Source organism: Haloferax sp. ATB1, assembly GCF_000730175.1.
In genome coordinates, this window is sequence record NZ_JPES01000032.1 from 21,902 (window position 1) to 46,796 (window position 24,895).

Below are 24,895 nucleotides of genomic sequence, written 5' to 3' on the forward strand. Positions count from 1 at the left end.
CGCTCGCCCCGATGGGTCATCACGCCGCCGCTCAGAGTGCGCGTTTGGTCGTCCGGGCAATCGTCTCGATCCCGCGGAGCGCTCGGGCAAGCGAGTCCTTCCCCTCGAAGTCGAGGTTCATCGTCCCCCACTCGAAGCGGGCGTCGTGGAGGACGTACGCCGGGTCGGTCTCGTCGTCGATGGCCTCGAACGCGTCGACTTTGTACGCGTAGCCTGGCTGCAGAATCTGCGCCTCGATTCCGAGCTGCCCCGTGACGGTGCTCTTCGCGAGCGCCTTCGCGAGCTCGGTCCGCGCGATGCTTTCGAGCTCGGCGTTCGACTTCGCATCCGGTCGAAACTCAGCTTCCGCTTCGATCTTCCCGCGGTCGTCGACGGACGTCTGCGACACCGCCTCAACCTCGGGCCGGTCGCCGTTCTCGTCTTCAGGGCCGAACACGGTCACGGAGTTCGCAAAGCCCTCATCAGTGTCGACCGGCTCCGGCTGGCCGACGACGGTCCAGTCGACGTCCTTCACGACCTCGCCGGGCGCGAAGGCGTTGAGCACGAGCTCGGACTCGGCGTAGTCAGGGACGAACACGAGCCCGGAGTCCTCGGCTATCGCGTCGGCAATCTCGAACGGGCTGCCGACGAACGTTTCGTCGTCGATGACGCGGATCGAATTCGTGTCGATCCGGAGCTCCCAGTCCGACAGTTCACTCGGCTGGTAGCCCGTCCGCGGGATGGCGTCATCGCGCTCGCCGTGGCCATCGAGTGTGATGCGCCCCTCGATGATCGACCCGAGCGAGTCTTGAGCTGCGAAGTCGACCGCCACGCTCGACGTGTCCGTCTCGGACCCGTTTGTCGGATACCAGTTGGTCCCGTCATTCCTGACCTGCAGGCTGGCTGCGCCGGATGGATCGTCGACGGTGACGTCGAGTGTCGCGGCGGCGATGTTGAACGTCGTGTCGAACGCCGAACCGGGGATCGTGACGCCAGGGTAGTCGACGGGGGCGTCGAGGCGGCCGTTCGTGAGTGTGTTCGGAAGTGTGTGGTTCGCCCGGAGGTCGACAGGGTCGACCGCGTCGATGTTGAAGTTCTCCGAGAATTCTGACGACACCTCAGCACGGAGCGTGTGGCTCCCCGCGTCGACTTGGCCGGGGTCGACCCACGCACCAGAGGTGTGGAGTCCGTAAAACTCCACACTCCCGTTCGTCGATATCGAGAGGTTGGCGAGTTCTGTGCCGTCGAGCGACCACTTGATCTGCGATGAACCGTTCGTCCCCTGAATTCGGAGGAAGAGCCCGAACTCACCGTCGGGGATGTCGTAGTCGAGCTCAAACGGCCACTCGGCAGCCTGCCCCGCGGTATCGAGGTTCGCCGCCTCCCCGCCAGAGAAGTCCGACGAGAAGAACGTCCCATAGGAACCGGTCGCGCTCTCGCCTTCCATGAGGAATGAGCGCTGCAGCGGCACGATCGTCGCCGACGACCCGCTCCCGACACGCTTCCAGGGGTCGGTGTTCGAGGGGTCGCCGAACAAGTCCGCGAACGACAGGTCGGCGGGTGAGTCTTGGGCGAGGAAGTCTTCGTCGACGATCGTCTCGGTCGGCGTCGTCACGTTCGCGGTGAACGGCGTGTGGGTGTTGATGAAGTCCGCCCACGCGACGCCGCCGCGCTCCGAGGAGACGTCGTAGACGACGCCTCCGTGACGGAGCTTGTCGACCACGTCGAAGCCGACGAGGCGGTCGGAGACACCGTCATCGCCGCCGTTCAGCCGGTACGTGTGGAACGGCCCGCGGAAGACCACGTCCCCGCCAAGGTAGATCCGTGTTTCAGTGAGCTCCCACTCCCGGAGTCGTCTGTCAGGGCGAATATCGATGCGCCACTCACCGACGGCCGATGATTCGGGCTGGATCATCGGCCAGCCCTCGATCCGAGATCCATCGAGGCGTGCAATCTCGCCCTGGTCGTCGGTGAACGTCGCGAACCAGCCTTCCGACGGAACCTCGAAGTCGGTCGTGACCGCGGTCGCCTCTGAGGTTGCCGTCGAGTGCTCGGTCTTCGCGACCACGCGGACTTTGTGCCGCGTGTTCTGGTCGAGCCCGTCGACGGTCGCGTCCGTGTCGTTCGGAGCGAGCGTCTTGACGACCTCGAACGACCCCATCGGGCCGTCTTCGAGCGGGGTCGTCCCGGTCGCGAGCTCGACGTCGACGGCGTCCTCGTTGTCCATCGTATCCGCGTACGTGATGTCGAACGCCGTTGGGCGGGTGTCCGCAATCGAGGGTTTTCCTGGCGCGGGGAGTAGCGTGACCGGGCTGATGGTCGTCCACGACCCCTCGCGGTCAGGCGTCTCGTGTCGGATTCTGATGTCATACTCCTCGCCATCTAACAGATTCGTGATTGTGATCGTCGGCGTGACATCGTGTGAGACCGTGCCGTCATCCGTCCACGGGTCACCCGAAGCGGTCACGCGATGCTGGATGTGCCAAATGCCTGCGTTGGCCGTGTCGTCCCACGTGAGGGTGAATTCGTCCTCGACAGACGCGTCCGCAGCGAAGTCCGTGACCGCCGCCGACGGCGTGGTAGCGAACCCAGTTAGTGGATCGGACTCGCGGCCGTCGCCGAACGCGACGATTTCGATATCGTATCTGGTCCCATCGAGCAGCCCGGTGATTGTGTATCCGGTCTCGTTGGCCGCGAGGTCGCCAGAAGACGACCACGTCGCCCCACCGTCATCGCTCCACCGGACACGGTACCCGTCTTCATTTGTGGCGTTATCGTCCCACCCGACCGGTATCTCACGAGTTCCGAGCGACCCCGTGATGTTCGTCGGCGACGGGACGACTGTCGCTTCCGACACTTGGTCGGTCGACTGAGATTCGCCGTCGACGACGCGCCGGACGGTGTAGTAGTATCGCGTTGACTCGGTGAGACCCGAGTCCGTGTACGACGTGACCGTCTCGTCCGCAATCGTCGCGACCAACGAGCCGAGCGACCCATCGGTCGAGCGGTAAATCTCCCACGACCCACGTGCGAGGCTGTCCTGGCGCGTCCACGACAAGTCCATCGACGTCGTGCTGGCCGCAGTCGGGACGAGGTTGGTCGGAGCGGGGAACGGCTCACCAGTAACCGAGACGCTGTCGAGCCGCGGCGTTGTCGACGTGTCGGTCGTCGAGATGGACACGTCGATGGACACGCTCCCGCTCAACGCCAGTCCCGACAGGTCGTACGACCCAGTCGACACGTCCGAGAACGTGACGCTATCGCCAGCCTCGTTCGAGACGGTGATGTCGATCGTGCCGTTTGCATCGTTCGACGTCGAGATATCCAGCGAGTCGTAGAGAACCGGCTCGGACCAGCTGTGCGTCGCTGAGTCCCACGAGCCAGAGCTGAAGAACGGGTAGTGCTGCCGGTAGTCGTACGTGGTTGAGGCGGTGCCGTTGTCGGTGTCGATATAGCCGGTCCACAGCGTCCCGACCTTCGAGTCGACGAAGCGCCCATAGAGCGTCGTCCCGTTGGACTCCTCGCTGATGTTGCCCGCTCCCAGTTCGAGCAGCGGCGTGAGGTCGTCGTTGACAGGGTCGTATGAAACCGACCCGTAGGTCCCGGCATCCTGCGAGATGGTACACTCGTTGCTGGCCGAGATTGTTTGCTGGTCAATCTCGGCGTAGTCGATGCAGACCTCAGCGTTGCTGGCCGCCGTCCGTCCCCATTCGACCGAGACCGTCCGAGAGTCCGACGACGGATAGTCACGAGCCAGTTCGATGGCGGTCGTGAGTTGCGTCCGCGCCCCCGAGTTCTTGTCAAACGTGTGCGATACTGTCGGCATCAGAGCACCACATCCTCAAGTGCGGCCTTCACATCCGCTCGGCTGTCGTAGTCCTCCAGCGGTGCGAGGACGACGATGTCGAGCTCCCAGCGGAGCGCTGTCCGAGTCCGATTCGAGGCGTCGCGACCGCCGACGATCACGCCCCAGACACTCGCGAAATCGTACCGAAGCGGTGCCTCAATCGACACCAAAAACGAGTCGACGTCCGCGAGGTTGGCGGTGTCCTCTCGGAAGAAGGCCCCGCCTTGGGCCCGCCCCGCTCGAACGAACGTGTCCGCCGTCTCGCGGACGTACGGCGCCAGCGCCTCGAAACGCGTCTCCGGCGTTGGGAACGACTCGTTGGGGACAAAGCGGAACGTCGGGTTGATCTCCTCGGCCACCCGCGGCGTGTAGATCGTCTCGCCGACCAGGACATCCGCAGCGATGCTCCCCTGTTCAGTCCCAATCGTCCACGTCATGATGGGCCGACCCCCCGGCGGTACCGACTCGTGATGTTTTGGACCTCATCACGAGCCACCTCATGCTGCTGGACAACGAACTCATCCGACGCCGTCACGCGCCACTCGGTCGCCTGGAGGTTCTCGACAGCGCGGGCGAACGCCGTGACGTGGTCGCCGAACGAACTGACGTGCTTCTGCATCGACGACGCGACCGCCGGCGTCGCCCCGCCCATCGACGTCGCGCTGACGCTCCCTGACGACGCCCCAGCGAACCCAGAACCAAGCACCATGTTCGAGACGCGAGCGAACTCCGCTTCAGAGAGCCCCGCCTTGGACGCCGTGACACCGCCCTGCTGGTTCGCGAGTGCTCTGAAGAGTTCTGGCGTCATCTGCATCGACGTGTTCTCGATCTTGCTCGGGTCGGACACGTAGCCCGAGACACCGATGCCTTGGCTGTCGAGTCGGTCTTGGAGCTCCTGGCGCCGCTCGTTGGTCTCCTCGAGGCGGGCCTTCAGGTCGTCCCAAGAGTCCTCCCAAGGCGGCGTCTCTTTGAGCTCCTCCTTGATCGACTTGCGCTCCTCGGTGAGTTCCTTGAGCTCCTGGAGTGTGTCTCGATTCCGCGTCAGCGCTTGCTCGATCGCCGGCGTGAACTCCGCCATCGGCATTCCGGCCGACTGACTCCCCGTCCCGCCAACGAATCCGGCGTACTGATCCGCAGTCGGTTGGGTTGCACCCGAAGCCGTGGGGTTCGACGACCCACCCGTGGCACCCGGAGCCGCCGTCTCAGGTGCGTACCGCGGGACCGAGAACGAGTCACCGCCCTCGCCGGGCAGCGCCAGCTTCTCCATCTCGAAGTCCTCCGAGATCTGGACGTTGACCCCCGTCGCCGTCGAGATGATGTTGAGCACATCGCGATACTGTTGGACGAACGCTTCGACGCCCTCGATCGACTGGTTGACGCCGTCGAGGATGCCCGTCGCGAACTCGTCGCCAATCTCCCCGCCGACCGACGATATGTAATCCAGCAGCCCGACGAACGCCCGGACGGTGAAGCCCTGGACGGTGTCGAGTGCCCGGTCCCAATCGCCGGTGAGCACGCTCAGCGAGAAGCGGTTCGCGCTCAGCATCGCGTCAAGTTCCGTGATGAACAGCCCGGAGATAGACTGGACGCCGACGTCGACGATGCCCTCGCCTTTCTCCATCGCCTCCGCCCAGATGGAGTTGTTCTTCGCGAGCTCGCGCTCGGTGATCTCGTTCATCTCACTCAGATGCGACTGCGTGAGGTCCGTCACCCGAGCAAGCGAGGAGTCAACCGTCGTCTGGATGTCCGCGAAGTTCGTCTGATAAGCAATCGACGCCGCACCGGCCCCAGCGATGAGCCAACCAATCGGGCCGGAAACGAAAGCAGCAATCGGGGCTGCAGTTCCTCCAAAGATGCCTCCAGTCAGCGCGACCGTCCCGAGCAGCCCATCGGTCGCGTTGTTCGCATCGTTGGCCGCGTCGACGAGGTCGCCGAGCCCGCTGACTGCGTCCGTGACTGCCGGGAGCATCTGCTCACCCGTTGTCGTTCCGAATTCGAACACCGAGTTCTGCAGTTCGGTGATCTGCGAATCGAGCGTATCGGCCTGAGCCGCGTATTCTGACTGAACAGACGTCGCGTCGCGGTAGGCGCTTTCTGACTGCCGCACCGACTGCTCCAGCGAGTCGAAGTTCTGCGCCAGCGTGAGGACCGCCTTCCCACCCGACCGACCGAATATCTCAGTCGCTTCGGTGACGCGAGCGGTCGAGCCCTCGATAGATTGCAGGTGATCCAGATAGCGGAAGAGCGCTTCCGTTGGGTCTTCTTCGATGAGCCTCTGGAACTCTTCGGCTGTCATCCCGATGGCCCCCGCAACCTCTGGAACGTTCTCTGCGAGCCGGTTGAACATCTCGTTCGTCCGAGTCCCGCTGCGCTCCACCTGCATACCGGAGGCCACGAGCGTCCCGCTGATCGCGACGAGCTCGGCGAACTTGACGCCGAGTGTTCCAGCTGCCGGGGCAGCGCGTGACATCGCAGAGACGATTTCTGACGACGACGCCGCGACGTTGTTTGAAATCTCGTTGATAGCCGAGCCCATGTTCTCGGCCTCCTCGATGGGAACCGAGAGCGCGTTCGCCAGCCGGGCGATGTCGTTCGCGGCCTGTTCCGCCGAAAGGTCGGTTGCCGCAGCCATCTTGCCGATGGTCTCGGTGAAGGCCTCGATGTTGTCCGTCCCAGTCACTCCCAAACGCCCCGCGATTTCGGCAATTTGGGCGAGACGTCTCGTTGGGATAGCAAGGTCACTTCCGAGGGCAAGGAGGCTATCGCGGAGCTCGTCCGCGGTAGCTTCACTCGTGACCTTTTCGACGTCAGTGAGGGCAGTCTCCCACTGCCGGGCCGCATCGACAGCCTGCCCGGCCATTACCGCTGACATGGCGGCAATGGCACCACCTGCGATGCCTGCGGCGCTCGTCATCGACATGAGCGACCCTTCGACCGATGCGAGCTCGGTCTCGAGGCCGTCGCCGTCGCCGACGATCTCGACGCGGAGCTGTTCGACGGTGTCTGATCCTGTGAAAACCATGGGTGAGATTTTATTACAATTTGTATCTTATCCGATACTATGACAGACTACGTTTGCGAGAAGTGCCGAAGTGAAATTTCAGCTGAAGCGACGGTGTGTCCCAACTGTGGGTATAACCCTGGAAAGTCTGAAAGTAGAACTGGAAGTGCAATGATTATCCTTGGAAGCATGTGCATCTTTTCGGTTTTACTGAGCCCAGTCGGGCTCATTCTCGTCTATTTTGGAAATAAAAAGAGAAACCGCGCAAAGGAAATCGTCCCTGCAACAGAGCAGGTCAAATCTGAGTGACGTCGTCGTCAACCTGCGCTTCTAACTCTCGCATCGCCTGCATCCGCCGTTCTTCTCGCTCGCGTTCGTACGTCGGCTTCGACGACGGCGACTCTGGCGTCGACGACGTCGACCGGTCGTTTTTCAGTTCGTGGAACACGCGTCGGCCTTCGAACCAGCGACGCTCCTCTTGTGGCGTCAGGTTTCGATAGGAGTTCTCGCCGACGTAGTCCCATGGCCCTTCGGTCGTCAGGATGTACTCTCGGAGAGCGGCGGTTTCGTATCGTCCGAGTTGTCGTTCTCGGCCTCCTCGTCGAGCCCCAGCGACTCGACCATCCCGCGAGCCACCCGTACTTGCTCGGCCTGGCTCTCCCGATACCCGAGGAAGGCCCGAAAACCCGCGGCGTGCTTGATGGCCTCCCGTAGCGGCATCACACCGTAGCCGATCATGCCTTCGTGGCCGTCGAGGTCGCCTTCGATCATCTCCGGCGTGACCTCGAAGTCCAGCTGTGGGAGACAGACGTTGAACATCTCTGCGAGGTCCTCCGGGTCGGGGTCGTCGCTGGTGAGGCTGGTGTCCCATTTTTCCAGGTGGCCATTCAAGGGTGGGCGAACGAGAATCGCCTTGTCGGTCCCTGGGATGCGTTGCTTCACGGGCTCGGGGCGGCTGTCGCCGTCCTTGCGCCGCACGAACCAGTCGTTCGGGTCGGCCAGCTCGAGGTCGTCGCCGTCGTTCGTCGTGGGCATGTCTTCAGTCATGATCACACACTCGCGAGACTGATGTCAGCGAACTCGAACTGCGGCGAGATGGTCGCCCGCCCCTGGTTCGCTTCTTTGTTCGCCTCTCCAGAGCTTGTTCGGGTGCCTCCGGTGAGGTCCATCGTGAACGAGTCGGCCGTCCACCGCACGTCGATACCTTTGTTCTGGAGGTAGGCCTCGATCTCTCTCGCGTTGGATTCGGGACCGAAGACCTCCGCGTCCAGCGATAGTGTTTGCTCGTTTTCATAAAGCGAGCGGAAGCGCCCACCGACGGTGTCGGCGTCGACGTTGTTGTCGAACGAGAAGGACGACGAGACGATGCGGGCGTTCGTCCCGCCGAGCGAGCCCGTCGTCGCTTCGATCGAGTCGTCGATGAAGTGCTCGAAGGGCGTCCCGACGCTGCCGGCGTGCGAGCCGCCGCCGAGCGCTGGAATCCCGAGGTCGCCTTCGCCCTGGTCGTACGAGTCGGAGCCAGCGAGTCGGGCGAGCTCGTTGCCACTCCCGTCTTTGACGATGACGTCACCGGTCGTTTCAGCGTCGAGCGAGAGTGCGTCGATGCCGGGGAAGGATTCGGTGGTCGTCTCGGTCGTCGTCCCGTTGAGGGCGACATCTTCGGTCGTTCCAGCGCCCTCGTCTTCGATGGTGAGCGTTTGCGAGGTGTCGCTGGGATCGGTCGATTCGACGTCGAGGGTCGTGCTTCCCGACGGCTGGTCGACGACGTAGACCATGAAGCGCTCGAAGTCGTACGTCAGCGAGTTCTCGATCGGGAGCGCGGTGTCCGTCGCGAACGGTATCTCTCCGCTTGCGACGAGCCCACCGTGGCCGACGTAGAAGATGCGTTTCCCACCGCCAGCGGCACCACCGGCGTTGTGTTCTTCGCGCCCGACGAACGTGTGGGTGTTCTTCAGTCGGTTGTCCGCATCGCGCTGGATGCCGTCAGTGATGGCGTCGACGGGGTCGCCGTTGCCGTCGACGAGCGCACGCTGCAGGTGGTAGGCGATGGTGATGCCGGAGTGGTCTTCGGGGCCGGCGAAGAAGTCCTCGGGCCGGTACGTGCCGACGCCGCGCTGGGCTTCGATGTTCGCTTCCGGCTCCCAGCCGGGATACATCATGATCGTATCGCTGTACGCCTCGAAACTCGGATCGGAAGGGGCCTCGCCGCGAGTGGTCTCGCGGACGAACTCGCCCCGTTGGAGACGAATCCCTCCCTCGTCTGGTTCTGTCATAGTTACTCAGTAGAGCTGCTCTCTCGTTTGGTCGGGTGAACGTGGATGCTGTCGAACTCGTCGACGAGTCGCTCGCCGATGTCGCGTGGGCAGCGGCCCGTCCCGTCCTCGGTGAACGAGACCGGCTCATCCATCCACGAGCATTTGAGCGACCGCGTCGCGGTGTTGTCGTTCTGAATGTACATCTCAGGTTCAGGCCTCGTACTCGTAGGTCGCGAACAACTGCTCGGCGTGCTCCGGCGGCTCGCGGCCGGTCTTTCGGACCGCTTGCGGGCCCGTCGGCTCGAAGATTCGGAGCTCGCCGTCAGTCGTCGCCTCTCGAAGCACGCGCCCCGTCTCCTGAGCGAGTTCGTGGGCGACGGTTTGGGCGACGCCTGCGGTCTCGCGATGGCCGCCGTTGCACTCGATGAGGCACGTTCCGAGCATGACCTGAACGGCACCCGAGCCGTCAGCGGCCATGCCCGTCGCGTTCGTCTCGCCACCGGAGACGACGCTCTCGGACTTATTCGAGACCGACACGTACGGTGGTTGGTTCGCCCCGCTGTCGTCGGTCGGGGCGATATCGTCGTCTGGGGTGAACGGGACAGAGACGGCGGCCGATTCGAACTCTCGACGCAGGAGCTTCACGATGCTATCCAGAGGGTTTTCATTCGGCATTGGCGCCCTCCACGGCCTCGATTCGCACCCACGAATTCGATTCGTCGTGGTAGTCGAGTGGGACGAAGGTTTTCCCCGTCCGCTCGTCGGTGATGGTCATGTTCTTGCTGCCGGTGCTGTCCCGTGGGATGACGTCGACGTCGTCGGGGAGCCAGATTTCAACGTCCATCTCCACGTCGCCCCCGCCGTTGTCTTGCATCCAGTTGGACTGCGTCGACGTTTCGAGACGTCCTTGGTAGGTCGTCTCCGACTCGACAGTCTGCGTTCCATCTGGGCGACCGAGGTCGTCCTCGCCGGGGACGGTGACCGTCACGGTGAGCTGGCGACCGAGGGTTTTCCCGAGCCGCCGGAACGCTCGCGATGTCTGGTTCTCGAACGTCATCGGATGCGCCTCGCGGTGATGCTTGCCCGGAGGTTTCCGAGTTGCACTTTCGGGTGCTCGTCGTCCGTTCCGGGACTTCGGTCTTCAGCCTCGCCGGCGTTGACGTTCTTCTTCATCTGGTTCATCATCGCCTTCGCGAGCTCTTCGACCAGTTCGTCGATGCTGTCGACGCTGTCTGCGATGTCGTCAGCTTGGGCTCGCATGACGTGGATAACCGCCGGTCGGAACCACGGATACGCGGGCATGTCTTTGGTCCCCGTTTCGAGATAGACGGCGTACTCGACGCCGCTGGACCCGACGACCCAGCTGTGAGTCCCGCCCCAGGTCTCGCGAAGGTCGTCGAAACGGTGCCGGAGGCGATTCAGGCCGATGATGGTGACGCCAGCGTTCGGCATGGTCACTCACCCGTCGTGTTGATCGACCGGGAGGAATCGCGGATCACGCTGGTCGCGAGCGTTCCGCTGGGGTCGCGCTTCGCGACCTCTTTCCGGAGCTCGGACAGCGACGAGCCCTCGAAGACGACAGATCCACTCTCTTGAGACCCCTCTTCGATGGCGCGGTCAACCGTCGACCGGATTTTGAGCGCCGCGAGGTACTTCTCGAGCTGCTTCTTGTGTGCGTCTGTCCAGTCGTCGGTGTCGTTCGCACGGTTGTTTTCCCACTCAGCGTCGTCGAGCTTCGCCGAGATGTCAGCATCCGAAAGCGCAAGCGGGTCATCGGTCGGCGCGGCCAGCCCGAGCACCGCGCGAACGTCGTCGGGAGTGGCCGTTGGCATGGGTTACTCCCGCGCGTCGATTGCGCTGTGGACGCCGTCGCGGTCTCGACCGTCCGATTCCGCGACTTCGATGGCGCCGAGGTGGTCGTCGAACTCGCCGGACTCGATGTCGTCGATCACGTCGGACATGGGCGTCCGGTCGACGAACGCCTCGGCGTCGAACGCCTCTGGGTCGCCCGACGCGGCGTCGGTGTCCGCGTCTTCGGGGCCGTCGCCCCCACGCTCGATGTGCCGGTGCATCGCGAGCAGCTTACTCGCGACCATCGGGTCGTCGACGAACGCATAGCCGTCCTCGTCGAACTCCAGCGGGGAGTCCTTGCCGAGGATCTGCGAGTTCCGGAGTTCAACCGGCCCGCCGCTGCTGTGTTTGAGGTAAGGCATGGGCGGTTACGTGTCGATCGCGATGTTCGCGCTCGGTTGGGTCGCGGCGAAGCCGACACGCTCGTCGATCTGCCAGACAGTACTCTCGATGGACTCGTCGTAGTAGCTCGAGACGTCGAGGGCGCGACCGGGTCGACTCCCAGCCGAAGTTCGTCGGGTCGACGAGGTAGGCCTCGCCGTCGGCGTAGTTGCCCGTGTTGTCGAGGTAGACGGGGATGTCGCCGACGACGCCGAGGAACGCCTGTTGGCCGACAAGGTTCCCGCCGGGGAGGATACCCTGCTGGAGGACCTGATCACCGAGATCGGAGGCCTGGGTGAACTTGTCCATGTTCAGCAGGTCGTTCATGTTCTGCCCACCGGTGAGCAAGCGCAGCTCGGCCATGTCCAGTTCGTCGTTGAACGCGAGCTGTCGGGCGAGAGTGATGTCCTCGTACTCGATGACGCCGTTGGAGTTGCTGTTCGCGTCGATCGCGCCGGCGCTGTTGGTGTTGTTCGACAGGATACTGTACGCGATGCCGTCGACGCGCGTCTCCTCGGCGCGGATCAGGTCCTCTTCCTGATCCATCGTGATGTCGATGACGTTGTCCTCGACGTCTTCGTCGGGAATCACGACTTCCAGCCCGTACTTCGTGTGGGCGACCTGGACCTTGTCGTAGTCCTTCGTCGCACGGGGGTACTCGCTCCCCGGCGGGATTTCAGCGACATCGCCGTCGAAGTCACCGTCGGAAATCGGGAACTCGACCGAGTTGCTGTCGTTGTTGGTCGCGTCGTAGTCGCGGAACGCGGTACGACTCTGGTACTTCTTGTTGCGAATCTTCTCGACGATCGCGCGAACGTCGGCGTCGTCGATGATGTCGGCTGCAGTTTGTGCCATATCAGATCACCTCAGAGAAGGACCCACGCGTAGCCGGCGGGAGCAGTCTGTCCCTGCCACGTGCCGTTCTCGTCCGAAAGGGCGTGGGCAGGCCCCCCGGCCGTTGTTTCGAGTTCGCCCGCAGCGCCAGTCGCTCCGAGGTCGAGGTCGTCGCCAGCGGCGACCGAGCCTTCGACCGCGGCGACACACGGGCCGCCGACGTGGATTGGGGCGACCCCAGAGTTCTCCGTCGCGCGGCCACGGGCCCGGACACCAAGCAGGTTCTCGGTGTCCGTCCCGGGCTCGACCTCGCCGCCGGTGATGCCGACCGCGTCGCCTGGGGACGTCGAGTCGCTTGCGTCGCTGTAGCCGATGGTCGTCGTGCTGTCACCGCCTCCTTGCCCCGGATTGGTACCCATTTAGAGCACCTCCAGAGCGCCGTCGTAGTCGTCGGTTCCGGCGAGCGTGGCGGCTTCGTCCTGCAGGGCTTCGACACGCGAGTCGGGGAGCATGTTTCCGACGGTGTCGAGCTTCTCGCTGATCTGCTGGATGCGCTCGCGGTCTTCCTCGCTCGGTCCGCCGCTGCCACCTCCAGAAGAGGACGAACTCCCCGATTCGGGGTTCTGCGTCAGCGCCTCGACGTCGAGGTCGCCGTCGTCGGTCTCGAATTCCGATGCTTTTGCCTCGAAGCTCATGGCTTCGACCGTCGTTTCGCGGAGTCCGCGCTGTTCGGTGAGCGCCTCGTCGAACATCGACTCAACCGTTTCGAGCCGACGTCGCATCGCTTCGAGTTCGTCAGCGGATTCGACTTTCGGGTCGTCGAGTTCCGCCGCGGTCTCGATCAGTTCCTCGTTGTCGTCGAGCACGTCGAGTCGCTCCAGTTCGGAGGCTTCGGCGACGACGGGGTCGTCAGCCTGCGCCGCGACTGCGAGCAGCTCGCGCTCTTTGTCAGTGAGATTGTCTTCTGTCATGGATGCTCTCCATCCGCGGGCCGGGGTGCTCTGGCCGTTACCGCCGTCCTGGCCGTCATCGCCCCCGGTGTTCGTCACCTCCAGACCACCGTCCGCCAGCGCCTCCACCCGAACATCGAAGTTCGAGGTGAGCGCCGCGGCCGTCGCCGTCATGTCCGCCGACGGGCCGGGCGCGATGTCGTTCGATGGTGCGGCACCATCGGCGACGATCGCGAGGTCGCGCACGGCCGAGACCGCAGTCGGCTCGTACAGCGCATCGTCCTCGCCAGCCTCGCCCTCGACGAGGTCGAGCTCGCGAACGATGACCGGCGACACTTGCGCCAGCCCGCGCTCGACCACGTCTTCGGCGTCCCAGTCGGAGACGAAGCCCTCGAAGAGGAGTCCGACGCCGGGTTCGTACGCTGCGGCGGTGATCTCGCCGACCTTCTCCTCCATCGTGACCGCGCCGGTTGCTCGAGCACCGTCGTCGGTCTTCTCGACGCCGACGTGTTGCTCCGGATCGAGCGAGTCGGCCATCGTGATCGGCTTGCCCTCAAGCAAGTCGACCATCGATTCGAGGATGTCAGCGGGCCAGCGGGTCTGCTTACCCGAGAGGCCATTCGTGACATCACCCTCACCGAGGACGACACCATGGACGCGCAGAGCGTCCTCGGGGTCGTGGGCGAGGGCTGCGATACCGCTGTTGAACAGTTCGTGAACAGTCATAGGAATCGAATTACCTCCCAGTATGAATCGAGAGGCTGCACTTGCACTGTGGGTGCAACGGGAGAAGCCCTGGAGCCTCGTCGATCGAATACGGCCCGCCAGCTGCGAGCGCCCGGCACTCCGAGCACGCACCAGGGGCCAGCATGATGTCGACCTGCTTGATGCCCGACCGCTTCCACTCAGTGGCCCGAGCTCGGTTGTGCGAGTGCATCACCTCCGTTCGGGCGATGAGGTTCGACCGGTACTTGCCGACGTGGTCGACGCGGTCAGCGAGGTCGCGGGCGATCCGCTTCGGCCCGTGGCTGCTTGCAAGCCCCTCGGTCAGGACCCGCCGCATCTGGTTTGCGGTGGCGTCCGTCATCCCCTGCAGGGCACCGTAGTTTCGCGTGTAGAGCGCCTGCAGTTGCTCGCGGTGGACGGGGAGCTGCAGAGCGGCGCGTTACCTCACCAGACGTCCCGAGCTTGAGCGTCCGAAGCTCAGTTTGTGCCGCGCCGACGCCGCGCTCGTACGCCTGCTTGACGAACTGGTTGTCGTCGCCGTACTGTTGGAGAATCTCGCGGTCGGTCTGCTGCTGGAGCCACCGGTTGAACGCCTGCACCTGCTGGGCCTCCGTCTCGAAATCGAAGTTCCGCGGCGGCTCGACAAGCGCCTCGGTCTGGAGCCCGAACGCGTCGAGGTCGACGATCCCCTGCCGGAGCGCCGCCATGATGGCCGCCCACCGCCCCCGAAGACGTTGAGCGTAGTTCGCCCGAATCGTCCGCGTTCGAGACGGCTCTTCGCGCTCTTGGGCCTTTTCGACATACCGCTCATGAGCCGCCGTTGGGGTCGGGGTCGTGGACGTGTCTGCAGCCGCGCTCGCGCTCATCAGTCGTCACCCCCTGGAGGGGATGTCCCGGTCAGCTGCTCTGCCATCGCTTGGACCTCTGGGTCCGACTCGTCGACGTCGGCGTCGAGGTCGCTCGGGAGCGCTTCCTCTGGGAGCTGCAGCACCATCTGCAGGAGGACCGCCGGGTCGGCGAACATGTCGGTCGGCTGGTCGCCCCGGATCTTGTCGAAGGCGTTCGCGAATCGCTCCAACCGTTCGATGTCGTCGTCGTCGAGCGACATGACCGGCGACGCTTCCTCTTCGGGTTCGATGAGGACCTTGACGCCGGAGGGGTCGAGCTCCGGATGGCGCTCGGCGACCGCACGGAACGCTTGGGTCCACGAGCGGGATTGGTACTTGCGCTCTTCCTCGATCGTGTCCTGGTAGGAATTCTCCTGTCGGTCGGAAACGTGATTCGCGATGGACTCGCCGAACGCCGTCGCGTACTTCGGCGCTGGGAGCGGGGCGAGGATGTCCGACACGGTAGTGCTTGAGCGTGTCGTCAAGGTCAGGGACGCTCGGCTCCCACTGGTTCAGTTCGATCGAGCCGTCGTGGCCGATGATGTCACCCGGCCCAAGACCTTCGACGCCATCCAGCCAGTCGTCTTGGTCGTCGTCAGACCACTCGGTCAGGATGACCTCATCCGGCGTCTCAGTAACCTCGGTGTTGAACTGGGCGTCCCACACGCCGTACGCCTTGGTCTTGACCGCTCGCGCCCGGTCACGCTTGATCTCTTGGTACTCCTCTGCGTCCGTCGCACAGGACTCGATGATGGACGTGCCGAAGACGCCGTCTTCGGTCGCGTCGTCACCCCCGATGTCGGGGTTGAGGACCTGCTTGAGGATGTCGTTTTGCGAGAACGCGATCTCGTCTTTATCGAACCCACCGATCCGACGCCCGACGATAGAGTTGTCGTCAAACTGGACGTACGCCGCTGCCTCGCCGCGCTTGGTGACCTCGCCGGCAATCTTGGTGTCGTCGGGGTCGAGGAGAATGTTCGTGTTGGCGTAGGTCCGGGCCGACACCGTCTCTGGCGGGATGTGCTTGAATCCCGTGATGGGGCCGTCGGGCTCCTCCTCAGACCCATCCTGTTTGAGGAGCTCGATGAGGTTCGTGCCACGGGTCCAGCGTTGGGCGATTGTGACGCCGAGGAAGGGGTAGAACGGCTTGTGCTTCTCACCGCCGATGACCGCGCAGTTGTCGATGAAGCCGCCCGTCGGCGCAAAGTCCGGAGCGCCCTCGCCACCCATGAAGTACGCCTGGGTGGTCTCGTCGTCGGCCTCGATCCGGACGCCCGGTTTCGTCACGTCGCGGACGAACTGGTTGATGTTCGCCCGGATGATGCCGACCTCGCGGTAGAGGTCGTGGTACTCGTCGATGTCGTCCGGGGGATTGAGGTCGTCGACGTCGCTGTTCTCGATGAAGATTCGAGAGTTGCGCGTGACGGACTCTACCTGTTGGGAGAGCCGGGTTGATAGTGCCTCAACGCCGCCGCGAAGTCTACCGGTGAGTGAGTTGGTACTCATGAATTATCTGATGCTCCCTTTGGATGGTGCGCTGCCACCACGTCGACGCGTGGACTTCGTCTCGATGTATCGATCGCCCATGATGGCGTAGCGAAGTGCGTCGAGTGCGTGGTCCTGGGCTCGCGCGGTCCCGACGTCTTCCTCCTTGTAGGATTGGAATTCCTGAATCAGGTTGACGCAGTCCTCGATGATGACGAGCCCGGGGCGCCCATCGTCGGTTTCGAGGACGCTTTGAACTTCGTTGATACCCTCGGCGAGGTCCTTCTGTGCCGCCTCAGACTCGAACCCAGCACGTGCGAACTTCTCGATGTGCTCGGGGTCGTGGTCACAGAACACGCGCCCAGGGGTCTTGTCCTGTTCTTGAATCCAACCTTCACGAACGAGCGTGCGACCGTTCCACGTTCCGGCCAGTTTTTCGACTGGTTGCTTCGAGACGTAGTACTCGTCGAGGACAGCGTACTGGCCGGCAGTTGTCTTCCCGATTTCAAGCAGGACGCGTGGGTCTTTGAACCCGTAATCGTAGCCGTAGAGTCGCGTGTCCCGGAGTTCAAGTTCATCCCGTGGGCGGATATGAGTCTCCCGGGAAAACGACGGGTAAACAAGCCCGTTCGCAGACGAAAAGCCACCTTCGAGCGCTTGCTTCTCGCGTTCAGTCCCCTCGAACTGAGCCCGCATCTTTTCAAGTTCGTTGTGAAATGGGTTGTCGCGGGTGTCGCCGACGACAACTTTCATGCGGTCGGCCCATGGGAGCGGTTGTTCGCCGCCTTGCCCATCCGGCTCGATCTGTCGCTCGGTGATGTCGTAGAACTGGTTGAAGCCGTTGCCCGTCGAGGTCCAGAGCGTGACGTTCGGCCCTTGTTCGGTCCGTTGCCGGGTGACCAACATCTCGTGGAGATCGTAGAGGTCAGTCGTGCCGTAGTGAGCGACCTCGTCACACCAGATGATATTGAACTCGGTCCCAGCGAATCGGCTCCAGATGTCCGCCCCGCCCAGTTGGATGATGTGACCGTTGATGAGCGTCAGGCGGTGCTTGGTCCCGTGGTAGCCAGCGACGATTGGCGAGTTCTCGGGGTCGCCGTCGGCGTCGTTCGGAACTGTGTTCTCGCCGGGGAGTCGGTCGAAGAAGCCTTTGTACGTCGCCGGGCCACCTTTGGTTTTGTCCGGTGCGAGGACGAGCGAGTGGCCGTTCGGAATCTGCATCGCCTCGCCGAGGACGAAGTCGCTCCCAAGGAGTGTCTTCCCGCCACCGTAGCCTGCGCGGAAGACAACGAGGTCGTAGTCGCCGGATTCGAGCGCGTCGAACGTTTCGAGTTGGGCGCTCCAGTATTCCCCGCCGATTTGGATTGACTCACTCGTCTGGCTCATAGCGTTCACGGCTGACTGTCACCTCGATTGGCTTACCATCCGACCCCGAGAGCTCGACGCGGTCCTTGTAGACGCCGAGCGCGTTGCCCTTCGCCTGGAGGTGCTGGGACTGCTCCATCCGTGCCGCACGCTCGCCATCGAAGTCGGGTTCGTCGCGTTTGAGACCGACAAACTCAGTCGTGAACTTCGGTGACCCATCGAACGCCTGTAGCGGGTATTCGTCGCCGGGTTCGACCGTCCGCTCGGCCGCGATGAACCGGATGATGACGTCGCCCTCCTCGGCCCACTCTGGCCAGTCGTCGTCACCGGGGTCGACGAACTCCCACGCTGGCATCCGGAAGACGCCCTGGTCGCCCGAGCAGTACTTGGTCTGCGGAACGACACGCTTGATCGGGACGTCTTCAGTTGCCTCGTCTTCGGCTTCGCGAGCCCGCTGCCACATGCGCTCTTCGCGCTCAGCGATTTGGAGACGGGCGTTCGCGTGCTCTTCTTCGATCATCCGGATGACCTCGTCCGAGGGCTCCTCGTTGAGGTACTTGCGGATGGTCGACTTTGCAAACGAGCCGTGGCCGGTCTCTTCGAAGCGGCGCTGGATGGCCTCGACGTCGTCGTTGTCAAGATAGTGCCACTTCAGGGCGCGTGTGACTCGTTGTTCGCGCTTGCTCATCGGTTGAATTCGTTCTGCAGCGTTCGGGGTGGTTTATACTTTAAATACGGTCCGTGAGCGGAGATGTCGGCGACGCCGACGTCGACGTTGGTCTGTCAGGTTGCACTAGAAGTCGGTCGGTGGTGTCGAGCGTGACGGCGCTCTTCGAACTGCTCGCAGTCACTTGCAAGCACGGTGAGTTCGACGCCCGCCCCCACGAGCTCGACGGTGAGCCGTTCGTCGACACCCGTGAGTGAAGCGATCAGCTTCGCGGACACGACGTGCGCTGCACGCCTGTGCCCACGAGGCGTCTCGACGACGACGTCGGGAGAAGTACTCATCAGCCCAGTTAGTGCCGCCCGGCGTGCTTGACGGCGAGCTTCACCGCCCGCTCGAAGATTTCCCGATCTTTGCCCTGGATCCGTTCGTCGCTCTTCAGCGACCAGATCGTGCGGCGCATTGCCTTTCGAGAAACACGAATGCCGTCCTCCTCGAGACGGTCCGCGATAGCGGCGGCGCGTCGGACCATCTGAAGACGGGATCGAGTCTCGTCCGGCGCCCGGCCGGCGATGGAGCCACAATAGTCACAGACCGTTCGGGCTTCATACGTCCGGTTGACGCCGTGTTCGCCGACGGGTTCGGTCCCAGTCACACGGCCGGTTTCATCGCGGACGGTCACTTCGCCGAACTGGTCGTGGACGTGGACGTCGTGGCCGGCGACTCCGTTAGCAATCCGCCGGTGGTCGCGCTTGATCCGGTGGAAGCACGTGTTGCAGACGCCCGGCTGCTGCCAGACGTAGCGTTCGAACGCACGATCAGGACGGACGGGACGGTCGGCACTCTGTGTGTTCTGCGTGAGTGACATAAGACGAGCTGCGAGGTTGGGAGTTGCTGTCGCTACTGGCCGACGCCGGTCATTCCCCGAAGTGGGGTACGACGCCGTTGAGTAGAATCGGTACTAGTCTGAAAAACAGACAGTCGCGTGAGATGATAAGCCTACGCTTACCGTGCGTCTGTGGGCGGAACTTTCGGCTCGTGAATGGGGCGACGTCCATCTTTCGGGTCGGGGCGTCGTGTGACAAGCCCGTGATCGAGGAGTCGACGAAGGGCCCGTCGGGCGGCAGTCGTCGAAAACGTCGACGCTTCAGCGACCTCGTTGGTCGTCATGGGCTCGTCAGCCTCTTGAAGAACGAGCCAGACGGCAACGATGTTCGCCGGTTCGTCCTCGAGGATAGGCCGGACCGCGTCGTCGACGGCGAGAGTCACTTTGCACCTACCCCCTCGATTCGATAGTCAGTCATGACGTAGCCTCGGCTAATCGACAGCGGGTGATCGTCGGTGAGCGGAGGGTCATCCCCCGTGTGTTGACCCGGATTTCCAGTCCCAAGTGACCGGGTCAGCCGTGTCATCCGTGGCAGCCTCATCCGTTTCCGCGTTTGCGACGAAGTCTGGGTCGGATATCGCCAACGCCCACGTATAGGTGTCCAATACGGGGTTGTTGGCGGTCTGACTGTCACCGAAATCGACAGTTCCAGACGCTGGGAGTCCAGAATCCCCATACAAAGTAGCCCCGTGCGGCCCTGCTCGGTCGAAAGCATCGACAGACCCACCGTCGGCGAGGCGGCCCAGCGTCTTTCGGACATGCTCTTTCGAAACGCCGACTGCGTCTGCGAGCTCTCGGGCCGACGTCGTCGTTGGGGACTCCCGAAGCTGTTCGACGATAGCGCGTTGTTTCTCGGTAAAGCACCACTCGACACCAGGGACTTGGATGTCAGCGAACCCTGTGGGAACAGCGTCGGTTCGTACGAACACGGTCGCGTGGCTATCGGGGTCTTCGGGGTTCCGAGCGTAGCGCCCAGCTGCCTGTGCGGTGTGGTTCTCCCGCACCGATGCGAGGATTTCACCAGCGACATCAGCATCATCGCCGACGAACTCACGACCGTGGGCTCGCTGCTCTTCGCCGTCGACGTCGACCATCTTCGGGGCCGCGTCGAGGTCGAGCTCGGCCAGAAGATCGACCACAAAGTCGTCACCGGGGTCGATGCAGCCTTCGATAAGCCCGATGCGCTCGTGGGCGAAGTCGTTGCGGCTCTTCTCCTCACCGTAGTGCATCGTATCGGGGGTCTGGACGCCGGTGTCGGCCATGATCTGTTTCAACTGTTGCTCGACGGCGCCGGTCGTGATTGCAGTCCGGAAGTAGTGGCCGTACTCCTCGTGGAGATGTTCGACGACGGTCTCGACCTGCCGCTCGTTGAAGTACTCGCCGCTCGCAAGGGGGCGGGTCGCATCTCCGACCTGGACGACACGAAGGCCGCGTTCGAACCGGCGCCACAGTTGGCGCTCTTCGGGCTCAAGAACGGGGGTCGTGTTGATGTGAGGGACGGTGTTAACCGACCAGACCGGGCGGGCAGGGTGCGCGTCGAGACCGATGACCGACCGTGCCTGTGAGAGGTCCGGCGCCGTTCGAACTGTTCGGACTTCGTTATCCTCGTCGAGGACGACAGACACCCATTCGCGATTCCATCCGTCGTCATCGGAGACCTGCGCATCGAGACGTGGAGGCTCGTGCGGGGTCTTCCCGACGCGACGACCATTCCCACGGTCCTCCGCGTGGAAGATCGCACGGGCAAGCGCGGGAGCCAACGTGTGAGCGCCGTCAGTTTCGAAGTACCACTCGCGGTCAGGCTCGCGATTAAGTTGGTCCCGAAGCGCGTTGCGCTCGCGAGCAGCGTCACCTTCCCACCCCTCGTGGAGAGAGAGCTGGACGAACGACTCCCATGTCTTCACCGGAGCGTCGATTTCCTTGAGGTAGGCCGTGATCGCACGTGCAATCCGGTCTTTCGAAAGGTCGGCGGTGAAGTCGGGCTCCTCGTCGATGACGACGTTGTTCCCCGTGCGAAGCCCGGGAACGTGAGCGAAGTTGTGCGTCGCGATGATCACCGCGAGGTCCTCGGCGTCCTTGTTCCGGAGGTCCTCCCACTGCTTGATCGCGGGGCACTTCGACGCTTCACCTTCCTCAAACTCACCGTCTTCCTCGTCGTAGGTCGTTGGTGACCCGTGGCAGCACGGAAGCTTGCAATTCTGGTCGTTGTGCGTCTCTAAGTGACGGTGAGCCGCGGAGAACGCGATTCCACGCCCCTCGCACATCCGAGTGAGCCACTCAGAAGCGGGCACGCCGTTGATCGTGACAGCCTGACGGTCGGTGCCTTGGACGTGCTCGGGGTCATGGTCACCGGCAGCCACGGGGCAGGCTTCGTGCCGGCTCAGAAGCGCGAAGTAGTTGATGCCAGCTTCGTCAGCGGCCTCGATCGCCTCGTCACGCGCGTCACGCGTCGCCGAGAGGTGGACAACCGGTCGTCCTCCAGTAACGCTCTTGTACTGCTCGGAATCCCACGCTTCGGTGACAACGGTGTAGCTCTTCCCGAGCGACGTCGGCGCGTCGATGACTGTCTCGTCTTCGTGTCGCATCGCTTCGGTGATCTTCGCGAAGAGTTTGTCGCGAGCTTCGCGCGTCGACGGCCAACGGAGACCACGCTTCTTCGCTGCGCGCCGGCGCTCGTCTGGCGACAGCGCGTCGAGCTGGGCCAGCGGAAGGGCTGACTCCGGCGATGCGTCGATGTCCTCGTCACTCTCGATGGCGTCCTCGAGCAGCGGGGGGAGGTCCTCGTCGCGGTCAGACGATCCTGATGAACGCTCCAGCTTCGGGATGTCGAAGCCGAGGTCCCGCAGATGGTCGATGCCTTTGAACCACATTTCTCCGCGGGCGTCGCTAGGAGAGACGTTTCGGTGGGAGAGCTCACCGGCGTCGATGAGCGCCATGATGACAGGCCCACCGTAACCTCCCTCGTCGCCGGTGTCTTGCCAGATTCGCTCGTCGACGATGTTAGCGGTCCCGCTGGAGTTCTTCCCCCAAGTGGGAGCGAAAGCACGCTTCCCCTGACTTGTCGACGCTTCGTCATTCCAACTGAAGACTATCGTCCGGTCAGCGACCCGGCGCGCGTCGAGTCGGTCAAGCGCTGCGAAGATATCACGAATGTCGTCTGTCGTCTCGTTTGCCGTCGTCGCCGCGGGCTCGTAGTTGTCCAGGTCGTAGTCATCGCGAGCGGTCGAGACGCTCTTCCGACCGCCAGATGTGGTTTGGTCGTTCGCTTCCAGAAGCGCGTCAAGGACATCGCCGTTCCAGTTCCGGACCTCAGTCGGGGTGCCGGGAACGTGCTCTCCCGTCATCACGCAGACGCGCTTTCCGGGGTAGATTTCTATCGATGGGAGATCCTCGTTCGAACCCCAAGGCTCGTCGTCGAGCTGCCATGCGGCCTGCTTTACGCCGTCCGGAAGGTCCCCACGGTAGATGGCATGGGCCCCGGCGCCAGACTGTGAAATGTCGGCGTAGGTGAGGCCGAGGTGTTCAAGGATCGCGGCGAAGGCCGGGTGGATCTCCCCGGTCTCCTCGTCGCGAACGTCGTCGCCGTCGACGTAGACGTAGGGATCGTCGGGTTGCTGCAGGAACGCGCGGCCATCAAGGCGCTCGTCGACCTCAGCCATCGCGATGGTTTCGCCGTCGACGTAGTTCTCGGTGAAGCCCCACTTCCATCGGGCGTCGCAGTCACACTCCGCGGTCGTCTCCGCGTCGTGGTTGTCGCGCGAGCACGGTGCAGGGGCGTCACGGTCAGCCCACGGTGCGAAGGGCTTCTTCTCAACGTGACCCATCCACTGCTCGCGCCCGAGGAGTTCCGGGGGAAACACCCCGGTCTCGGGCGCGCTGAAGTCGGCGTCGGCCCACGTCGACGATGTGGTTGTCGTGTCTTGGGGCTCGGCGACGTCGTCGGAGGGCGTGTCGTCAGTAGTATCTAAAGCGGCATCCGGTTTATCGGCTGCCGAGTGATGCCTCTCGGCGTCTGTAGCGGCATCTGCCAGTCGAACGCGCGGGTCGTCGAGGTCGCCGGCGAGCTCAAGCGCATCCGTGTCGCGAAGGGCCTGCCGAGTCTCCCGCTCTTGGTAACCGTTCGCGACCGCCTGCTGGACGAGTTCGCCACGAGGGACGGCCTCATCGTCCTCGAGGCCGAGGAACCCTCTCGTCTCCCAGAGGAGACTCTCCCAGTCGAACGAGGACGTCACGCCGACTCACCTCCCTGGAACCACTCAGCGACCGGGTGGTCGCGCTGGACGCTCCAGCGGTGGACCTTGATAATCGCTTCTTGGAGGCTGGCCTCTTCGTGTGAGATCTCTGCGTCGCGGTCAGCGAGGCGCGCGGACTCGCTGCGGTACTCGTCGTGGAACTCGTCAAGTTGGTCTGCGAGGAAGAACAGCGTGTCGACGTAGTCAGCAGCGACTTCGAATTCGCCCGCTGCGACCGCCTGGACGATGACCTTCTCGAGGGCGTCGAAGGTGAAACAGGCGGCCTTGTGGTCGAAGTCTGCCGCGCGAGTGCCGGTGTCGGCGCTCACGCCGAAACACCTCGCTGGTCACGCGCGACAGCAGTCGCTTTTATCTTGGATTGTGAACCAGCGGTAGGAAGCCAAGGGCCGGATTTGAACCGGCGGGGGTTCCGCTCTGCAGGCGGATGCGTTGGGCCGAACTCTGCCACCTTGGCGCAGTTACTGGTATCCCTGTCTTGTGCTTAAGCCTGACGGTGTGCGACCTGAGTCGGGCGTTTTCGGTGTCTCGACCGAGAGAGCGGTCGCTGTCTGTGCAGTGCGAGCGAGCGATTACCGCTCGCTGTAAATGAAAAAAGCCCACTGGACCGAAGTCCAGTGGGCTCTGTATGAGTAGGGGCGGCGAACTGGATTTCCCAGAGGATCGCTCACTCCAGTACTGACCAGAACGCAGGTGAGCTTAACTGCCGTGTTCGGGATGGGTACGGGTGGAACCTCACCGCTCTGGCCGCCTTAATGCCGACCAACGGAATCGAACCGTTGCCATACCAATATCGGTCGGGCCGTCTTACCAATGTGTTCGTGCAATCCAGTTTGCGCCTGGACCCGTTCTCGGGTCTCAGTGCGTATGAATGTGGCTTGGACTGTTAGTGCTCGCGGGCTTAACAACTCGTTGCCTCGTTGCGTACACCCCGAGTCTATCGAACTCGTCTTCTACGAGTGTCCTCAGTGGAACTTCTTTTCCGTGTGGGTTTCGAGCTTAGATGCGTTCAGCTCTTACCCCGTGGTGCGTAGCTGCCCGGCATCTGCCCTCTCGGACAACCGGTACACCAGTGGCACCCATTCGTAGTTCCTCTCGTACTATACGAACGTTCACGTCAAGTTCCTTAACACCCCCAATAGATAGCAGCCGACCTGTCTCACGACGGTCTAAACCCAGCTCACGACCTCCTTTAATAGGCGAACAACCTCACCCTTGCCTGCTTCTGCACAGGCAGGATGGAGGGAACCGACATCGAGGTAGCAAGCCACCGGGTCGATATGTGCTCTTGCCGGTGACGACTCTGTTATCCCTAAGGTAGCTTTCTGTCATCTACGGGTCCCATGAATGAACCTCGTAGGTTCGCTAGACCACGCTTTCGCGTCAGCGACACTCGTTGGGAATGTCACTGTCAGACTTCCGTTTGCTCTTGCGCTCTTCCACGAGTTCCCGACTCGCGTGAGGAAATCTTTGGGCGCGCTCGATATCTTTTCGAGCGCGTACCGCCCCAGTCAAACTGCCCGGCTACCGGTGT

Annotated in this window: 27 protein-coding genes, 1 tRNA gene and 2 rRNA genes; 2 read left to right on the top strand and 28 right to left on the bottom strand. The window is 63.1% G+C overall.

The features are described 5' to 3' along the window. Positions 1-31: 31 nt before the first annotated feature. Genes ATB1_RS05180 through ATB1_RS05190 form a run of 3 tightly spaced genes read right to left on the bottom strand, consistent with a single transcriptional unit; the run spans position 32 to position 6,848 of the window. Entirely contained in the window at positions 32-3,805 is a 3,774-nt protein-coding gene (locus ATB1_RS05180) for a fibronectin type III domain-containing protein (protein ID WP_042662558.1), read from the bottom strand. Next, positions 3,805-4,263 (bottom strand): hypothetical protein, encoded by a 459-nt coding sequence (locus ATB1_RS05185; protein WP_042662559.1) that lies wholly within the window; start codon positions 4,261-4,263, stop codon positions 3,805-3,807. Before ATB1_RS05185 ends, ATB1_RS05180 begins: the two co-directional genes overlap by 1 nt. Beyond that, a complete protein-coding gene (locus ATB1_RS05190) occupies positions 4,260-6,848 on the bottom strand; it encodes a phage tail tape measure protein (RefSeq protein WP_042662560.1) in 2,589 nt (862 codons plus the stop codon). Before ATB1_RS05190 ends, ATB1_RS05185 begins: the two co-directional genes overlap by 4 nt. A gap of 39 nt (positions 6,849-6,887) precedes the next feature. Here ATB1_RS05190 and ATB1_RS21395 point away from each other — a divergent pair, with 39 nt between their 5' ends. After that, positions 6,888-7,136, top strand: a complete 249-nt coding sequence (locus tag ATB1_RS21395) for a hypothetical protein (RefSeq protein ID WP_128081402.1) — start codon at positions 6,888-6,890, stop codon at positions 7,134-7,136. Here the strand turns inward: ATB1_RS21395 and ATB1_RS21965 are convergent. From ATB1_RS21965 to ATB1_RS05260, 15 genes are all read right to left on the bottom strand, one after another. Continuing rightward, positions 7,123-7,275, bottom strand: a complete 153-nt coding sequence (locus tag ATB1_RS21965; RefSeq protein ID WP_157837718.1) for a hypothetical protein — start codon at positions 7,273-7,275, stop codon at positions 7,123-7,125. The genes ATB1_RS21395 and ATB1_RS21965 overlap by 14 nt on opposite strands. An 89-nt stretch (positions 7,276-7,364) precedes the next feature. Next, a complete protein-coding gene (locus ATB1_RS05195; protein ID WP_042662561.1) occupies positions 7,365-7,874 on the bottom strand; it encodes a hypothetical protein in 510 nt (169 codons plus the stop codon). A gap of 2 nt (positions 7,875-7,876) precedes the next feature. Beyond that, on the bottom strand, positions 7,877-9,100 hold the full coding sequence (locus ATB1_RS05200) for a hypothetical protein (protein WP_042662562.1): 1,224 nt from the start codon (positions 9,098-9,100) through the stop codon (positions 7,877-7,879). 2 nt (positions 9,101-9,102) lie between these two features. Further along, positions 9,103-9,285 carry a hypothetical protein gene (locus ATB1_RS05205; RefSeq protein WP_042662563.1) on the bottom strand — a complete coding sequence of 61 codons (183 nt, stop codon included), beginning with the start codon at positions 9,283-9,285 and terminating at the stop codon, positions 9,103-9,105. Positions 9,286-9,292: 7 nt separating this feature from the next. After that, entirely contained in the window at positions 9,293-9,757 is a 465-nt protein-coding gene (locus ATB1_RS05210; protein ID WP_042662564.1) for a hypothetical protein, read from the bottom strand. Continuing rightward, on the bottom strand, positions 9,747-10,139 hold the full coding sequence (locus ATB1_RS05215; RefSeq protein ID WP_042662565.1) for a hypothetical protein: 393 nt from the start codon (positions 10,137-10,139) through the stop codon (positions 9,747-9,749). The genes ATB1_RS05210 and ATB1_RS05215 overlap by 11 nt, the downstream gene beginning before the upstream one ends. Then, positions 10,136-10,534 carry a hypothetical protein gene (locus ATB1_RS05220; protein WP_042662566.1) on the bottom strand — a complete coding sequence of 133 codons (399 nt, stop codon included), beginning with the start codon at positions 10,532-10,534 and terminating at the stop codon, positions 10,136-10,138. Before ATB1_RS05220 ends, ATB1_RS05215 begins: the two co-directional genes overlap by 4 nt. Before the next feature lie 2 nt (positions 10,535-10,536). Next, on the bottom strand, positions 10,537-10,914 hold the full coding sequence (locus ATB1_RS05225) for a hypothetical protein (RefSeq protein WP_042662567.1): 378 nt from the start codon (positions 10,912-10,914) through the stop codon (positions 10,537-10,539). Positions 10,915-10,917: 3 nt separating this feature from the next. Continuing rightward, positions 10,918-11,295, bottom strand: a complete 378-nt coding sequence (locus tag ATB1_RS05230; protein WP_042662568.1) for a hypothetical protein — start codon at positions 11,293-11,295, stop codon at positions 10,918-10,920. Then, the gene (locus tag ATB1_RS05235) at positions 11,258-12,169 is read right to left on the bottom strand and encodes a hypothetical protein (RefSeq protein ID WP_042662569.1); all 912 of its coding nucleotides are present in this window, start codon (positions 12,167-12,169) and stop codon (positions 11,258-11,260) included. The genes ATB1_RS05230 and ATB1_RS05235 overlap by 38 nt, the downstream gene beginning before the upstream one ends. 11 nt (positions 12,170-12,180) lie before the next feature. Further along, entirely contained in the window at positions 12,181-12,567 is a 387-nt protein-coding gene (locus ATB1_RS05240; protein ID WP_042662570.1) for a hypothetical protein, read from the bottom strand. Further along, positions 12,568-13,824, bottom strand: a complete 1,257-nt coding sequence (locus ATB1_RS05245) for a hypothetical protein (RefSeq protein WP_042662571.1) — start codon at positions 13,822-13,824, stop codon at positions 12,568-12,570. It abuts the gene before it with no gap. 10 nt (positions 13,825-13,834) lie between these two features. Continuing rightward, entirely contained in the window at positions 13,835-14,161 is a 327-nt protein-coding gene (locus ATB1_RS20335; protein WP_157837719.1) for a minor capsid protein, read from the bottom strand. Beyond that, entirely contained in the window at positions 14,091-14,690 is a 600-nt protein-coding gene (locus ATB1_RS05255; protein WP_042662573.1) for a hypothetical protein, read from the bottom strand. The genes ATB1_RS20335 and ATB1_RS05255 overlap by 71 nt, the downstream gene beginning before the upstream one ends. After that, complete coding sequence (locus ATB1_RS05260; protein ID WP_042662574.1) at positions 14,690-15,172, bottom strand: hypothetical protein; 483 nt, start codon at positions 15,170-15,172, stop codon at positions 14,690-14,692. Before ATB1_RS05260 ends, ATB1_RS05255 begins: the two co-directional genes overlap by 1 nt. On the opposite strand from ATB1_RS05260, the gene ATB1_RS05265 reads away from it, so the two are divergent. After that, the gene (locus ATB1_RS05265) at positions 15,162-16,166 is read left to right on the top strand and encodes a hypothetical protein (RefSeq protein WP_128081403.1); all 1,005 of its coding nucleotides are present in this window, start codon (positions 15,162-15,164) and stop codon (positions 16,164-16,166) included. The two genes, ATB1_RS05260 and ATB1_RS05265, sit on opposite strands and share 11 nt — an antisense overlap. 54 nt (positions 16,167-16,220) lie before the next feature. On the opposite strand, the gene ATB1_RS05270 is transcribed toward ATB1_RS05265, so the two are convergent. The 10 genes from ATB1_RS05270 to ATB1_RS05310 all read right to left on the bottom strand — a co-directional run. Then, on the bottom strand, positions 16,221-17,582 hold the full coding sequence (locus ATB1_RS05270; protein ID WP_052367756.1) for a terminase large subunit domain-containing protein: 1,362 nt from the start codon (positions 17,580-17,582) through the stop codon (positions 16,221-16,223). Continuing rightward, positions 17,566-18,249: a hypothetical protein gene (locus tag ATB1_RS05275; RefSeq protein ID WP_052367758.1), complete on the bottom strand. Its 684-nt coding sequence runs from the start codon at positions 18,247-18,249 to the stop codon at positions 17,566-17,568. The genes ATB1_RS05270 and ATB1_RS05275 overlap by 17 nt, the downstream gene beginning before the upstream one ends. Before the next feature lie 95 nt (positions 18,250-18,344). Further along, positions 18,345-18,569, bottom strand: a complete 225-nt coding sequence (locus tag ATB1_RS21400; RefSeq protein ID WP_128081404.1) for a hypothetical protein — start codon at positions 18,567-18,569, stop codon at positions 18,345-18,347. 8 nt (positions 18,570-18,577) lie between these two features. Next, the gene (locus ATB1_RS05280) at positions 18,578-19,093 is read right to left on the bottom strand and encodes a hypothetical protein (RefSeq protein WP_042662576.1); all 516 of its coding nucleotides are present in this window, start codon (positions 19,091-19,093) and stop codon (positions 18,578-18,580) included. Between the two features lie 137 nt (positions 19,094-19,230). Then, the gene (locus tag ATB1_RS05285) at positions 19,231-19,494 is read right to left on the bottom strand and encodes a MarR family transcriptional regulator (protein WP_042662577.1); all 264 of its coding nucleotides are present in this window, start codon (positions 19,492-19,494) and stop codon (positions 19,231-19,233) included. An 84-nt stretch (positions 19,495-19,578) separates the two neighbouring features. Continuing rightward, the gene (locus ATB1_RS05290; protein ID WP_052367761.1) at positions 19,579-23,343 is read right to left on the bottom strand and encodes a transcriptional regulator; all 3,765 of its coding nucleotides are present in this window, start codon (positions 23,341-23,343) and stop codon (positions 19,579-19,581) included. Continuing rightward, a complete protein-coding gene (locus tag ATB1_RS05295; RefSeq protein WP_042662578.1) occupies positions 23,340-23,672 on the bottom strand; it encodes a hypothetical protein in 333 nt (110 codons plus the stop codon). The genes ATB1_RS05290 and ATB1_RS05295 overlap by 4 nt, the downstream gene beginning before the upstream one ends. 69 nt (positions 23,673-23,741) lie before the next feature. Continuing rightward, a tRNA-Cys gene (locus tag ATB1_RS05300) sits at positions 23,742-23,818 on the bottom strand. A 176-nt stretch (positions 23,819-23,994) separates the two neighbouring features. Further along, positions 23,995-24,116: ribosomal RNA gene (rrf, locus tag ATB1_RS05305) — 5S ribosomal RNA — on the bottom strand. 111 nt (positions 24,117-24,227) lie between these two features. Further along, positions 24,228-24,895: ribosomal RNA gene (locus tag ATB1_RS05310) — 23S ribosomal RNA — on the bottom strand; the annotation flags it as partial.